Genomic DNA, 13,451 nt, shown 5'->3' with positions numbered 1-13,451 from the left:
CTACATTTCCCGGCAGGTACCCACGATCTTGCCCAGAAAGTCCCGCAGGCGGGGATTTTTGGGCGCGTTGAAAAATTCCTGCGGGGTGTTTTCTTCCTGGATCACTCCTTCGTCGATGAAGATGACCCTGTCCGCCACCTCGCGGGCGAAGCCCATCTCATGCGTGACCACGATCATGGTCATGCCCTCGGCGGCCAGCTTCTTCATGACTTCCAGCACTTCGCCGACAAGTTCCGGGTCCAGGGCCGAGGTCGGCTCGTCAAAGAGGATGACCTTGGGCTGCAGGGCCAGGGCGCGGGCGATGGCTACGCGCTGCTTCTGGCCCCCCGAGAGCTGCTCCGGGTAGGCGAGGGCCTTGGAGCCCAGGCCCACCTTTGCCAAAAGGTCATGGCCCAGGTGCTCGGCATCGGCACGAGGCATTTTGCGGACCTTGACCGGTCCGAGGATCACGTTGTCGAGCACGGTCATGTGCGGGAAGAGGTTGAACTGCTGAAAGACCATGCCCGCTTCGGTGCGCACGTAATTGATGTCTGTCCGTGGGTTCATGATATCGTGCCCGTCGACGATCACCGTGCCCGCAGTCGGTGTCTCCAGCCGGTTGATGCAGCGCAGCACGGTCGACTTGCCCGAGCCTGACGGTCCGATGATGCAGACCACCTCTCCCGAGGCTACGGTCAGGTTGACTCCTTTCAAAACTTCCAGATCACCGAACTTCTTGTGCAGGTTCTTTATTTCAATCATGCGCGCTTTCCGCTGGTCTTGTTTATGAGTCTGTTCTCAAGGATTTTCAGGGCCTTGGCGATGCTCATGGTCATGACCAGATAGACCATGGCCACGGCCATATAGACTTCAAACGCCCGAAAATTGACAGCCACGATCTCCTGGCCGGTCCGCAGCAGCTCACCCACGCCGATGACCATCAGCAGCGAGGTGTCTTTGAGGCTGATGATGAACTGGTTGCCCAGCGGCGGGATCATGCGTTTGAAGGCCTGGGGCCAGATGATGTAGCGCATGGTCTGGGCCCGGGTCAGGCCGATGGAGCGCCCTGCTTCGGTTTGTCCGACATTGATGGACTGGATGGCACCGCGCACGATCTCGGCGATGTAGGCTCCGGAGTTGATGGCAATGACGATGACTCCGGCGATGAGCGGCGGGATGCGCAGACCCACGGCCATGGGCACGCCGTAATAGAGGAACATGGCCTGCACCAGCATGGGCGTGCCGCGAATGAGTTCCACATAGAGATCGGCGAGCTTGCGGACGAAAAAGGGGCGGGCCAGCTTCATGAGGCCCGTGGCCACTCCGAGAAGAAAGCCGAAAAACAGGCCGCCGACGGTCAGGTAGATGGTGTACCAGACTCCGCGCATGAGCATGGGCAAGGTGTCGACAACGACGCTTGGTTCGAATTGAAAGGCCATGGGTGTCTCGAAATGGAGGCAGGAAGATCCTGCCTCCATGGATGATTTGAAGGGATTACTTGGGCTCGGTGCCGAACCACTTGATGTACAGTTCGCGGTAGGCGCCGCTGTCTTTGAGCTTCTGGAGCGCGGCGTTGGTCTTGGTGACCAGATCGCTGCCCTTGGGGAAGCCGATGCCGTAGGACTGGCCCATGTACAGGGGACCGACGATCTTGGCCTGACCCTTGCCCACGGTGCGCACGAATTCGGAGATTACCGGGGAGTCGAAGATGACCGCATCAGCGCCGCCGGCGAGCAGTTCCATGAACATGGCGTCATTGTTGGGGAAAAGCTTCACTTCCTTGGCTCCGGCTTCCTTCTTGGCGAAGTCTTCGCTGGTGGTGCCGAGCTTGGTGGCCACGATCTTGCCGGCCAGAGCCTTCACGTCGGTGATGTCTTCGTTGTCGGCCTTGACCAGGATCAGAAGGCCCGCGTTGTAGTAGGGGTCGGAGAAGTCGACGACTTCGGCGCGTTCGGGCTTGATGGTGATGCCGGCGATGCCAACGTCAACCTGGCCGGACTGCAGGCCGGGGATGATGCCGTTGAAGTCCATGGGCTGCAGGTCGTACTCGGCGCCGATTTCCTTGGCGATGGCGTCCCAAAGCTCCACGTCGAAGCCGGTGTGCTTGCCGCTCTCGGGGTCCTTGAATTCAAAAGGCGGAAAATTGGTATCCGTGGCCACGACCAGCTTTTTGGCTGAAGCGGTGGTCGCGCACAGAGCCAGAGCTAAAACGGCGAAAAGCAGGATGCGTTTCATGGAGCCTCCTTGATGATGGATGAGAAGAAACGGGTTTGGCCACTATGGCGAAAAATCGTCCTTGGCATGGGCCAAAAAGCCGGAAAATGCAAGAAGGTTGGCGGAATCGGAACGATCGATTCTCTGGGCGGAACGGGCTGGAGCGCGTGTCGGGGAGGTGGCGGCGTGGATTTGACGCTGGATGCGGGGGGCGCGTGTCGGAGCGGTCCGGGCGAGGTCTGCCGGAACTCCTTCGCGGGCCTCGTAATGCTTCCCGTCCTTGAGATTTTGGCATCTTTGCGCGCTTTGTCCGGCACGCGGCCAGGAAGTAAACGATGCCAGGCTCAGTCAGACAGCCGACAGTCCTCGCCCGGACCACGCCGACACGGTTGAGGTGATGCGGATTGGTTGAGGCGATGCGGATGGGTTGAGAAGGATGGGGACGGGGTCTGGGGGCGAGGTTTTTGTTTGTCGAAGGCATGGATTTGGCGCTGGATGCGGGGGGCGCGGGTCGGTGCGGTCCGGGCGAGGTCTGCCGGAACTCCTTCGCGGGCCTCGTAATGCTTCCCGTCCTTGAGCTTTGGCATCCTTGCGCGCTTTGTCCGGCACGCGGCCGGGAAGCAAACGATGCCTGGCTCAGTCAAACAGCCGACAGCCCTCGCCCGGACCACGCCGACCCGCTTGAGGTGATGTGGACGGGTTGAGAGGGGTGCTGATGGGTTGTGAAGGAAGGGGAAAGGGTGCTGGGGGGCGAGGTTTTTGTTTGTCGAAGGCGTGGATTTGGCGCTGGATGCGGGGGGCGCGTGTCGGTGCGGTCCGGGCGAGGGCTGCCGGAACTCCTTCGCGGGCCTCGTAATGCTTCCCGTCCTTGAGCTTTGGCATCCTTGCGCGCTTTGTCCGGCACGCGGCCGGGAAGCAAACGATGCCTGGCTCAGTCAAACAGCCGACAGCCCTCGCCCGGACCACGCCGACCCGCTTGAGGTGATGTGGAAGGATTGAGAAGGATGGGGGCGGGGTGCTGGGGGGAAGTTTCCGTGTGTAGGCGGTGTGGATTTGACGCTGGTTGGGGGGGGCGCGGGTCGGTGCGGTTCGGGCGAGGTCTGCCGGAACTCCTTCGCGGGCCTCGTAATGCTTCCCGTCCTTGAGCTTTTGGCATCCTTGCGCGCGTTGTCCGGCACGCGGCCGGGAAGCAAACGATGCCTGGCTCAGTCAAACAGCCGACAGTCCTCGCCCGGACCACGCCGACCCGCTTGAGGCGATGCGGACGGGTTGAAGCGATGCGGATGGGTTGAGAAGGATGGGGACGGGGTCTGGGGGCGATGCTGATGGGTTGAGGAGGATGTGAATGGGGTGCAGGGGACGAGTCCCCTGCCCGCCGGAGGCATCTTTTCAGCCTACGCCGTTTCCTGCTCTGTGCGCCGGATGATTTCTTCCTGGTGGTCCAGATCCAGGTCCACGAAGTAGTCGCTGTATCCGGCTACGCGGACCAGCAGGTTGCGGTGTTGGTCGGGGCTGGCCTGGGCTTGGCGCAGGGTGGCCGTGTCGACCACGTTGAACTGGATGTGGTGGCCGCCGAGGCGGAAATAGGTACGCACCAGTTGGGCGAGCTTGTCCAGGTCCTGATCGGTTTTGAGGACGTCTGGCAGGAATCGCTGGTTGAGGAGAGTGCCGCCGGATTTGATTTGGTCCATTTTCGAGAGTGACTTGACCACGGCCGTGGGGCCGTTCCTGTCCGCGCCGTGGGAGGGCGAGGTGCCGTCGGATTCGGGTAGCCCGGCCAGGCGGCCGTTGGCCGAGGCGCCGAGCATCTTGCCGAAATAGACGTGGCAGGTGGTGGAGAGCATGTTCAAGTGGTATTCGGTGCCCTTGGTGTTGGGGCGGCCGTCGATGGCCGTGAAGAGTGAATCGTAGACGCGGCGCATGATGTCGTCGGCCCGATCGTCATCGTTGCCGAAGAAGGGCGTCTTGTTCCAGAGTTTCAGGCGCAGGGCTTCGGAATTTTCGAAATTGGACTGTAGCGCCTGGGTGAGTTTGGGCATGGAGACGGTCGCTGCGTCAAAGACTTGGGTCTTGATGGCGGACAGGCTGTCCGTGACCGTGCCGATGCCGCAGCACTGGATGTAGTTGGTGTTGTAGCGCGGGCCGCCGTCGTAGTCCCGGCCCTTTTCGATGCAGTCGTGGATGACCGTGGAAAGGAAGGGTGCGGGGGAGTGGGTGGCGTACATGCGTTCGATGTAGTTGTTGACGCGCACCTTGAGGTCCACGACCCAGTCCAATTGGCGGGTGAAGGCGTCGTAGAGGTCGTCGAAGCTCGAAAAATCACGGGCGTCGCCGGTCCGGGGGCCGATCTGGCGGCCGGTGAGCTGGTCGCGTCCGTCGTTCAGGGCCAGTTCCAGCACCTTGGGCACGTTTAGATAGCCGGTCAGGATGTAGGCTTCCTTGCCGAAGGCCCCGGTCTCGATGCAGCCAGAGCAGCCGCCTTCTCGGGCGTCTTCCACGGTTTTGCCGACGCGCATCTGTTCCATGACCACGGCGTCGGTGTTGAAGATCGACGGGTAGCCGTAGCCGTTTTTGATGACGCGGGCGGCGGCTTTCAGGAAGCGGTCCGGCGTCTTCTGGCTGATGTGCACGCTGGTCTGGGGCTGAAGGAGTTTGAGCTCGTCGACAACTTCAAGAATGAGATAGGAGAGTTCGCTGACCCCGTCAGAGCCGTCGCGTTTCAGGCCGCCGAGGTTGATGTTGGTGAAATCGTTATAGGTGCCGCTCTCCTTGGCCGTGACGCCGACCTTGGGCGGGGCGGGGTGGTTGTTGACCTTGATCCACAGGCAACAGAGCAGCTCCTTGGCCGTTTCGCGGGTCAGGGTGCCGTCGGCCAGGCCTTTCTCGTAGAAGGGGGTAAGGTGCTGGTCGAGATGGCCGGGGGTCATGGCGTCCCAGCCGTTCAGTTCCGTGATGGTGCCCAGGTGCACGAACCAGTACATTTGCAGGGCTTCCCAGAAGTCGCGCGGGGCCTGGGCCGGGACGCGGCGGCAGACCTCGGCGATGCGCGTGAGTTCGGCCTTGCGCGCGGGGTTGGGCTCGGTCTTGGCCTTTTCCCAGGCCAGATCGGCATGGCGCAGGGCAAAGACGATGGCCGCGTCGCAGGCGATGTCCATGGCCTTCAGCTGCTCGGCGCGGTCCGAGGCCAGGGGATCGTTCAGATAGTCCAGGCGGCTCATGCGTTCGGCGATGCGCGCCTTGAAATCATGCATGCCCCATTCGTAGATCGTGCCGTCGAGGGCCGTATGGCCGGGGGCGCGTTGTTCCATGAACTCGGTGAAGAGGCCGGCTTCGTAGGCTGCCCGCCATTCGTCAGGAATCTGGGAGAAGACGCGTTCGCGCATGGAACGGCCGGTCCAGTAGGGGATGACCTCGCGTTCGTAGGTTTCGACATCCTCATCGCTGACATGGTAGCGGGTCATGGGCCGGGTCGCGAGCACGCGCAGGTCCGAGGCCGAGTGGCAGGTCAGTTCCGGAAAGGTCGGCACGCACTTGGGCGCGGGACCGCGTTCACCCACGATCAGTTCGCCGTCGCCAAGATAAATGGTCTTTTTTTCGCACAGATCCTTGAAAACAAGGGCGCGCAGCACGGGCAGGGAATGCTTGCCGTAATTCTCGAGGTAGAATTTGGTTTCGAGCAGGGCGCGTTCGATGGAAATGGATGGTTCGGCGGCGAAGCTCTCTTCGCGCAGGTGCTCGATTCTCTGGTTCATCTGCCTATCCTCCGATGCGGACCTCGAGCCCGCAATGCTGCAAAATATCCACGGCACGATCCACGCTGTCCGGATCGCTCTGTTTGATGGCGGCTCCGGGATAGGACATTCCGAGTTTGGCGTATTTCCCCCGGGCCGAGGCATGGTAGGGAAGCACGGCGATATCGCGTATCCCCGGCAGGGATACGGCCAAAAGACCTGTGCGGCGGATGTTCTCCGCGTCGTCGTTGATTCCCGGTATGAGCGGCAGCCTGAGCCCGATTCGCGCCCCCAATTCTGCCAGCAGGCGCAGATTGGCAAGGATCGGGGCATTGGACACGCCTGTCACCCGGCGATGGGTGTCCGGGTCCATGTGCTTTATGTCGAAAAGGAAAAGGTCCGTGTGCCGGGCAATGCGCGAGATCGTCTCGGCGGATGCGAAGCCGCTGGTGTCCACGGCGCGGTGCAGGTCCAGGTTCCCGCAGGCCACAAGCAAGGCCTCAAGAAAATCGGGTTGGGCCAAGGGTTCCCCGCCGGAAAACGTCACCCCGCCTCCGTTTCCGGCAAAAAAGGGGATCTCTTTTTTTATCTCTGTCATTGCTTCGGACACGGTCCATGTCCTGCCCACGGCTTCATGAGCCAGGGCTGGGCATACCTCGGCGCAGGTGCCGCAGACGGTGCAGATCTCGCTGTTTCTGATCACGCCGACCGGTCCGGGACGCAGGGCGCCTTGCGGGCAGGCTTCCATGCATTCTCCGCAGCCGACACATTTGTCCGGCAGGGCCAGGATGGCTGGAGCGGCCTTGATGCCTTCGGGGTTGTGGCACCACAGGCAGGATAGGGGGCAGCCCTTCAGGAAAATGGTCACGCGCAAGTCCGGCCCGTCATGCAGGGCGTAGCGTTTGATGGCGAAAAGAGTGCCGGAAGGTGAGGCAGCGCTTGGCATTGTTAATCGGTAATGAAAATCGTTATTTTTTACAATTTTAAATGGAGAATGCTCCCGGGGAAATGCCGGAATCGGGCGTGTTTGAAAAGATCGAAAAAAGGCATCTTTTTCAAGAGAACTTTTCAAATAAACTCTTGCCTCTTTTTTTAGAAATACGTATTTTCCATAGCCATGTATCAACCATTTCGGTTGGTGCGAGGTACGAGGAGACGGGAAGGGTTTTGGCCCAAAGGCGCGACAGATCCGATGGGAGACTCAACCTGGATTTTTCAGTTTTTTTACAGGAGACAAGTGCATCATGTCGAAGAACATTTATGTCGGAAACCTGCCCTGGAGTGCCACCGAGCAGGATGTGGAAACGCTGTTCGCAACGTACGGCCAAGTTGCAAACGTTAAACTCATTTCCGACCGTGAGACAGGCAGAGCCCGCGGATTTGGTTTTGTGGAAATGGAGAGCGGCGCTGAAGAAGCCATCGCTGCTCTGGACGGCGCCGATTACGGCGGACGTTCCCTGAAGGTCAACGAAGCCCGTCCCCGTCCCGAGCGTGAGCGCCGGCCCAGATGGTAGTCGCGTCGATCTGAGCCTCTAAACCCTGCCTGGCAGGGTTTTTTTTTGCCCTGCGGCCGGGCTAATGAAGCGCGTTGGCGTGTAATTTTTGGAGCTCCCCCGGCCTTTTGTCCACCGTCCCGGACGACGGAGGACAATATTTCCATTGTTTTGCTTGATATTGATGATGAGCACTACAATATTTTTCTAGCGACCCGATTGCTTACTCCGACATCAACAGGGATACAGGAACGGGTTGGTCTACAGCACATCCCCGACTCTCACACTCACAGCTTCCAATTCGGCTCTGAGTTCAGGCAGGGCTTTTCGGGCCTTGTTGTAAAGGTCTTCTTGGGCTGCGTTTTCTTCAAACTTCTTGGCCTCGAACTCTTCATAGACTGTTTTGGTGTCTTTGAGGATGGATTCGTACTCGAAACTGGTCATCTCCGGTGGGTTCCCGGTCAAAGGATCGTCGGAAAGATATTTTTGCGCATGCATTTCGGCCAGCAGGTTCGAACGAACGTCATCGTGTCGGAAGTACGCGCCGCCGCATTTAAGCCGTGTAAACAGGGAATAGAAGAAAAAAGCCTTGTGGATGTCACGGTTTGCTATGAGCAACGTATTATACTCTTCTTCTATTTTTCCAGTATGAAACAAGCCGCCCAAAGTCAGGGCGGCGAGTTTATGACCGCTCCTGGCTGCCTTCTCAAGATGGTACACGGCCAAGCGGCTTTGCTCTTTGATCGGACGGTCAGGGTCGGGTTTTGCGTAGAGCAGGCTGGCAATTGTTTCGTTGGCCCAGGGATTGCCAAGATCTGCCGCGCGATGGCACCAGTGCCAGAAGGACCGAAGTTCATTGTCCATGTCGCTAGGCAAAAGGAGTCGGCTGTAGTCTGTCGGTGGCAACGGGTAATCAGCGCCTGGGGCGTTGAGATACGGCGGGAAAAGTATGCCTTTATAGTTTCCGGCGAGCGAACTTTTGGAGAGGTGTTCCAATGCAAAACTGGCTGTTGCAACCCGGCCGTTCTGAATGGTCGACGCGAGGTAGTGCAACGCAAAAACCCCAAGAAGCCAGTGCCCCTCGGATTCGCCTACGTGTCGGATAATCCAAGGAGCGATGAGTTCAATTCTTGAACGCTGCGGGCAGTCTGGTGTCACTGCGTGTATTACTGCAGCCATGCTTAGAGCATAAAAACTTCCATTCAATCCATCTGTCACGAGTTCTCGTATAAGAAAGTCTGTGTCTTCTGTATTATTGTCTTTAGCATGGTGGCAATAAGTGATAGAAGATGGTAAGATATCGGGTGAAGGTCCGTATGCCATGGTGTAGAATTCGCTAGCAAATTTAGGTGTCAGGACTTTGATGAAATCTTTTGTTTTAGATATTTCTATATTTAAATTTATACTTTTTTTACTTGTATATATGTTGTCTCTTGTTTTTGCTTCATCTTCTTGTAAAATATCTGTATCTGTAAGTTCTATTATTTTTTCTTTACAGATAGAAGTTGTAAAAGTTGAATCGTTGCTTTTTGATGCTTCTTTTGCGTTTGAAATATCGTATTTTCTTGATTTTTTTGAAGAATCTTTTTTGAAATTTATATAGTTTTCTGTTTTGTTTTTATCGAATAAATATGATTTTTTTATAGATGTGTTGTTTTTTTTTATTTTTGATAAGATCATCAAAAGAGCTACCATTGAGAATGCGCATATTAATATGAGAAATGTCTTGTCCATCTTGTTGCTCCTTTGGTTTTTCATCTATTGTATTGTCATTTTATAAAACTGAGTCAGATGCTTAGTTTTATAAAATGATAACTTTGTTTTGAATTTTTAATTATTTGAGCATTAATTTTTTTGTTAGAATTGCATGTACAGCGTCTGTTTTTTCCTTTATGTGTATCATTTTAATTTTTGATTTCAGAGAGTATTAATGAAAATGCAGAAGTTACGATGTATATATTTGTTACTGTATATTTACCAAATATAGCTAATTCAAACATTAATATAAATGACAAGAAAATTATTTGGTAAACTATATAGTTTGTATAGTTGATACTATAAGATTTTTTTGTGTGACTAAGTAGGTTTTTCCAAGGGTTTATAAAAGATGCAAATGGTTCTTCGTTCAAGAATTTTATCAAGATCGCTATTGTTTCACTTTTTGAATTTTTTATAGACATATTACATTTTACTTTAACTTCAGTTTTATTATTTTTGAAACTATTTAATTCATATATTTTCTTTATTGATTTTGCGTTGATTTGTTTTGTCTTAATATCACTTTTTTGTTTCTGTAATATTAAAAATTTTTTATTATCGTTTTTTAATTTAATATTTTTATTTAATATTTGATATGCTTTTGTATTTAAAGATTTAGTCTTTGTTAAATATATAATTAATAATAAAATGGTTGCTATCAAAACAATACAGAATATTATTTGAGTAAAATATGTCATTCTGAATCTCCATTAAAAAATTAAGGCAAAGTTAAAACATGAAGTTGCTTTTAATGCAGATTGTTGCTGATACATGGATGAATTTTTTTGCACGATAGCAATTCTGCTTCAATAGTTTTGTGTCTAGTGTTATTTGTCTAGTCGTAAAGTGTTGTTTCGTGCCGGTGTTTCGTGAGGCCATGACAATATTCTGACTATGAATCCTCTTTTTCTTGAAATAGTTGCAGTTTTTTTTATTATGTATTATTTATTTTTGTTGTTCCAAAGCATGACAAAAACAAATGATATAACTAAAACTATTTTTATTATTATCAAAATATTTTTTAATTGTATTAATGAATCCATGTTAACATCTTTAGTAATATTGTTTTGATCAATTCCTATAAATTACTTCTATATTTTCAGAATAATTCATTTTCTAATTATATGATTAGTAATTTTTTTGTTTAGCCAAAAAAGTTTTTTTATCATTTTTTCTCAATGTATTTATAGTCTAAATAAATCCTCTAAAGGGGTGACATCCTTTTACAGTAACATGATCATTGATAAGGCGAGGGCCGAAGCCCTCGCGGAAATCATGCTTCGACATTCTTGATTTCCAAGGCAGCCGAGTCTTTGAAATCATTTGCCATACTTCCGATTGGGGCGGTCAGTCCGTTGATATCGCCGGGTTTAAGACCGATTTCGGCCAGCAGGGAGTCAAGGAGAGGTGCCTGTCCGCGGTACCGCAAGGCGCTGTTAACGACCTGGTCTGCCAGATTTGTTGAGTTTGTTGAGGCTTCCCCTTGAACGTGGCCATTCGAACCGGGCATACCCTCCAGATGGAAGATTTTGATGCCCTCGATTTTTTCCATGGGTCGTACGCTTTCTCTTATTATTTCAGGAAGATGTGCGATGAGCTTTTTCTTTAGTTCAAATCTGACCTGTTCCTGGGAGAGCTTGTTGGCAGCTTCGTTCAGCGCCAGAGTGCCCTCGGCGTCCACCTGGTATTGCTTTTCAGCGGCATTGGCGGAGAGAATCATCGCCTCGGCCTCGCCTTCAGCTTCAATGCGTTTTCTGTCGGCTTCTGCCGTGGCCTGGATGCGCGAGGCCTCCGCCCTGTCGAGCGCAGCTTTTTTATCCGCTTGGGCCTGAACCAAAACCGCTATGGCGTCGCGTTCGGCAAGCTTTCTTGCCTGCACCAAGTCTACGGCCTTGACGCGTTCTGCCTCGGCTGTTTCACGAACTGTCTTGACCGCTTCTTCTTCCCTTACGGCCAGAGCCAGGGCTTTATCAGCCTCAGCTCGCGCTTCGCTTTTAGCTTTGGATTTCTCCGCCAACGCGATTTCCTTGTCCTGCTCGGCGAGTTCCACGGTTTTCATGCGTTCAATTTCTGCCGACTCCAAAGCTTTGATTCGCGAGATGTCGCGTTCTTTGACATTGCGCTCCTTTTCGATCTGCTCTTCTTCTACGGCCCGCTCGGCCAATATAGTGGTCATGTCCACTTGCCGTTTGGCCTGGATTTGCGCCTCATCTGCCTCTTGCTTTTTCTGGGCTCGCTCTCTTGCGATTTCCGTTGCCTGCGATGCGCGACGAATCTCGATCTCTCGCTCTTGCTCCAAGCGCGCGTATTCCATGTTTTTGGCGATCTGAAGTTGCTTTTGCTCTGCCTCCAGATTTTTATTGGCAATGGCTACATTCGTGTCTTGTTCGACATCGTTGCGGGTCTTTCGCTTTTCTTCAATTTCCATGGTCAATCGCGTGAGACCCGCAGCATCGAAGGCGTTGTCAGGATTGAAGAATTCGCGCGAAGTCTGGTCCAGCCCAGTCAACGAGACCGTCTCGAGTTCCAGCCCGTTTTTGGTCAAATCTTCTGAAACCACGTTCTGGACGCGTTGCACGAATTCCGTTCTTTTTTCGTGCAGTTCTTCCATGGACATTTCGGCGGCGACCGAGCGCAACGCATCAACAAACTTGCCCTCGACCAGCTCTTTGAGTTGCATGGGCTCAAGAGTCTTGTATCCCAAGGTTTGGGCTGCCATGGCGATGGATTCTTCGGATGGCTTGACTCTCGTATAGAATTCCGCAGCTACATCGACGCGCATCCTGTCCCTGGTGATCAGGGCCTGGTCGTTGGAGCGGCGGACTTCCAAGCGCAAGGTGTTCATGTTTACAGGGATGATTTCATGCAGGATCGGGATGACCAGCGCGCCACCATTCATGATGACCTTCTGGCCGCCGAAGCCAGTGCGCACGAAAGACACTTCCTTGCTGGCTCTGTTGTAAAGGCGGGCCATGATGAGGCCGATGGTGATCATGCCGACGAGGACAGAAACCGACACGGAAGCGATGAAAATGAGGTTGTCCATGGCTATTTCCTTGAGAGAGTGGTTTGCGCTTGTGAAAGCATTGGAGTGGGGTTTGGTATTCCTTTGAAAACGTGACTGCTGCGTGTGACCAGAAGGATCTCGTCGCCTCTCTTGAATCGGTCGCTTGGCTCCATGGGTTCAATCTGGATGTAGTGCGTGAGCCCATGCGCATCTTTTAGTCTGCCTTCCGCGGGCATGCCGGATGCCGCGACTCCAAGAGTGATTACTGCGATGCGGCCAATAAAGGTCTGCTCGGAAACGGCTTCCGTTTCATCCTGTGGCAGAACTCTGCCGAGCCAGCCGGACAGCGTCCGGGCCACTGGCAGAGAACTGACAAAGACTGCTGGAACTGAAAGAAATCCCGGGAGAAAACGGCCAGTCATGCCGAAGAAGGCTCCTTGAAGCGCCAGGCCAATCAAGCCGAAACAGGTGAGCAGGACGATAATCAGAATCAGGACAGGCATCTGCCCAATCCTGAACCAGCAAAGAAATTTCGAAAGCCCCGATGAGGCGTCCCCGGATGTGGCATCCACCCCAATGTCCGAAGGAATTATGGTTTCGACGGCTTCCGAAAATTCCATGCCAAAAAATGCGCTTACCCCTTCAAGAAGAGCTACACCCAGCATTACGCTCAACGCGATGGTGAAAGGGAGATTCTCCGAAGACAGGAGAAAAGCGATCATGACGGATTGTCGAATTTGATTTTGGCCATATTCAGGCGCTCGCGGATGGCGCTTTGGCGCTGCATCTCGTCCAGTTCGACAAGATGGGAGGCCGCAGCTCTATCTGTCGCGGAAACGGTCGCCAGAGGGGCGCCGCCAGCTTTTCGCATAATCCGTTCAAAGGTGGACTCAGCGTTTGCAACCTTGGCGAACATGTCTCGCGAGGAAACGGATTCCCCCGTCGTTTCCATGCCGGATGACGTCCTAACAGCGTGTTGAAAAATTCCTTCCGACGTCAGAGCCAAAAATTGACATCGCCGTCATCCTGGCCGTAATCAATTCAGAGAAAATCATGCATTCATCGGAAAATTTCTTTAAGGAGTTTGATTATGTCAGAACTCGTATGCTATTGTTTTGGCTATACATCCGACGATATTGAGCAGGATGTTATTCAAAAAGGAAAATCTACAATTTTTGAACGTATCATGAACGAAAAAAAGGCTGGTGGGTGCCAGTGTGCTGAAAAGAATCCGAAAGGTCGCTGATGTCTTTCAGACGTTCGTCAGTT

The 13,451-nt window shown here is 53.4% G+C and carries 12 protein-coding genes; 2 read left to right on the top strand and 10 right to left on the bottom strand.

The features are described from left to right. From BMZ40_RS08585 to BMZ40_RS08565, 5 genes are all read right to left on the bottom strand, one after another. On the bottom strand, nucleotides 1-741 hold the full coding sequence (locus BMZ40_RS08585; protein WP_092374127.1) for an amino acid ABC transporter ATP-binding protein: 741 nt from the start codon (nucleotides 739-741) through the stop codon (nucleotides 1-3). Next, nucleotides 738-1,418 carry an amino acid ABC transporter permease gene (locus tag BMZ40_RS08580; RefSeq protein WP_092374124.1) on the bottom strand — a complete coding sequence of 227 codons (681 nt, stop codon included), beginning with the start codon at nucleotides 1,416-1,418 and terminating at the stop codon, nucleotides 738-740. Before BMZ40_RS08580 ends, BMZ40_RS08585 begins: the two co-directional genes overlap by 4 nt. A gap of 55 nt (nucleotides 1,419-1,473) precedes the next feature. Next, entirely contained in the window at nucleotides 1,474-2,214 is a 741-nt protein-coding gene (gene glnH / locus BMZ40_RS08575) for a glutamine ABC transporter substrate-binding protein GlnH (RefSeq protein ID WP_092374121.1), read from the bottom strand. Between the two features lie 1,373 nt (nucleotides 2,215-3,587). Further along, nucleotides 3,588-5,945, bottom strand: a complete 2,358-nt coding sequence (gene hypD / locus BMZ40_RS08570; protein ID WP_092374119.1) for a trans-4-hydroxy-L-proline dehydratase — start codon at nucleotides 5,943-5,945, stop codon at nucleotides 3,588-3,590. 4 nt (nucleotides 5,946-5,949) lie between these two features. Next, entirely contained in the window at nucleotides 5,950-6,870 is a 921-nt protein-coding gene (locus BMZ40_RS08565) for a glycyl-radical enzyme activating protein (RefSeq protein ID WP_092374116.1), read from the bottom strand. Between the two features lie 298 nt (nucleotides 6,871-7,168). Between BMZ40_RS08565 and BMZ40_RS08560 the strand changes: the two genes are divergently transcribed. Beyond that, a complete protein-coding gene (locus BMZ40_RS08560; RefSeq protein ID WP_015774533.1) occupies nucleotides 7,169-7,438 on the top strand; it encodes an RNA recognition motif domain-containing protein in 270 nt (89 codons plus the stop codon). A 240-nt stretch (nucleotides 7,439-7,678) separates the two neighbouring features. Here the strand turns inward: BMZ40_RS08560 and BMZ40_RS08555 are convergent, their stop codons facing one another. The 5 genes from BMZ40_RS08555 to BMZ40_RS08535 form a co-directional block, all read right to left on the bottom strand. After that, nucleotides 7,679-9,151, bottom strand: a complete 1,473-nt coding sequence (locus BMZ40_RS08555; RefSeq protein WP_092374113.1) for an SEL1-like repeat protein — start codon at nucleotides 9,149-9,151, stop codon at nucleotides 7,679-7,681. Between the two features lie 170 nt (nucleotides 9,152-9,321). Beyond that, complete coding sequence (locus BMZ40_RS08550) at nucleotides 9,322-9,873, bottom strand: hypothetical protein (protein WP_092374110.1); 552 nt, start codon at nucleotides 9,871-9,873, stop codon at nucleotides 9,322-9,324. A 575-nt stretch (nucleotides 9,874-10,448) separates the two neighbouring features. Then, complete coding sequence (locus BMZ40_RS08545) at nucleotides 10,449-12,221, bottom strand: flotillin family protein (protein ID WP_092374107.1); 1,773 nt, start codon at nucleotides 12,219-12,221, stop codon at nucleotides 10,449-10,451. Nucleotides 12,222-12,223: 2 nt separating this feature from the next. Continuing rightward, nucleotides 12,224-12,904, bottom strand: a complete 681-nt coding sequence (locus tag BMZ40_RS08540; protein ID WP_092374104.1) for a YqiJ family protein — start codon at nucleotides 12,902-12,904, stop codon at nucleotides 12,224-12,226. Further along, entirely contained in the window at nucleotides 12,901-13,098 is a 198-nt protein-coding gene (locus BMZ40_RS08535) for a hypothetical protein (protein WP_143075579.1), read from the bottom strand. Before BMZ40_RS08535 ends, BMZ40_RS08540 begins: the two co-directional genes overlap by 4 nt. Nucleotides 13,099-13,272: 174 nt before the next feature. On the opposite strand from BMZ40_RS08535, the gene BMZ40_RS08530 reads away from it, so the two are divergent. Beyond that, nucleotides 13,273-13,428 (top strand): (2Fe-2S)-binding protein, encoded by a 156-nt coding sequence (locus BMZ40_RS08530; RefSeq protein WP_092372871.1) that lies wholly within the window; start codon nucleotides 13,273-13,275, stop codon nucleotides 13,426-13,428. The last annotated feature ends 23 nt before the right edge of the window (nucleotides 13,429-13,451 follow it).

Origin of the sequence: Desulfomicrobium apsheronum, assembly GCF_900114115.1 — a bacterium.
Lineage (GTDB): Bacteria > Desulfobacterota > Desulfovibrionia > Desulfovibrionales > Desulfomicrobiaceae > Desulfomicrobium > Desulfomicrobium apsheronum.
The sequence above is the reverse complement of the archived record's forward strand: the minus strand, read 5'-3'. Positions and strand labels throughout refer to the sequence as shown.

What these genes read in the sequence shown, in the direction of transcription:
- BMZ40_RS08585 (WP_092374127.1), bottom strand. Translation starts at nt 741, where the DNA reads ATGATTGAAATAAAGAACCTGCACAAGAAGTTCGGTGATCTGGAAGTT.
- BMZ40_RS08580 (WP_092374124.1), bottom strand. Translation starts at nt 1,418, where the DNA reads ATGGCCTTTCAATTCGAACCAAGCGTCGTTGTCGACACCTTGCCCATG.
- glnH (WP_092374121.1), bottom strand. Translation starts at nt 2,214, where the DNA reads ATGAAACGCATCCTGCTTTTCGCCGTTTTAGCTCTGGCTCTGTGCGCG.
- hypD (WP_092374119.1), bottom strand. Translation starts at nt 5,945, where the DNA reads ATGAACCAGAGAATCGAGCACCTGCGCGAAGAGAGCTTCGCCGCCGAA.
- BMZ40_RS08565 (WP_092374116.1), bottom strand. Translation starts at nt 6,870, where the DNA reads ATGCCAAGCGCTGCCTCACCTTCCGGCACTCTTTTCGCCATCAAACGC.
- BMZ40_RS08560 (WP_015774533.1), top strand. Translation starts at nt 7,169, where the DNA reads ATGTCGAAGAACATTTATGTCGGAAACCTGCCCTGGAGTGCCACCGAG.
- BMZ40_RS08555 (WP_092374113.1), bottom strand. Translation starts at nt 9,151, where the DNA reads ATGGACAAGACATTTCTCATATTAATATGCGCATTCTCAATGGTAGCT.
- BMZ40_RS08550 (WP_092374110.1), bottom strand. Translation starts at nt 9,873, where the DNA reads ATGACATATTTTACTCAAATAATATTCTGTATTGTTTTGATAGCAACC.
- BMZ40_RS08545 (WP_092374107.1), bottom strand. Translation starts at nt 12,221, where the DNA reads ATGGACAACCTCATTTTCATCGCTTCCGTGTCGGTTTCTGTCCTCGTC.
- BMZ40_RS08540 (WP_092374104.1), bottom strand. Translation starts at nt 12,904, where the DNA reads ATGATCGCTTTTCTCCTGTCTTCGGAGAATCTCCCTTTCACCATCGCG.
- BMZ40_RS08535 (WP_143075579.1), bottom strand. Translation starts at nt 13,098, where the DNA reads ATGTTCGCCAAGGTTGCAAACGCTGAGTCCACCTTTGAACGGATTATG.
- BMZ40_RS08530 (WP_092372871.1), top strand. Translation starts at nt 13,273, where the DNA reads ATGTCAGAACTCGTATGCTATTGTTTTGGCTATACATCCGACGATATT.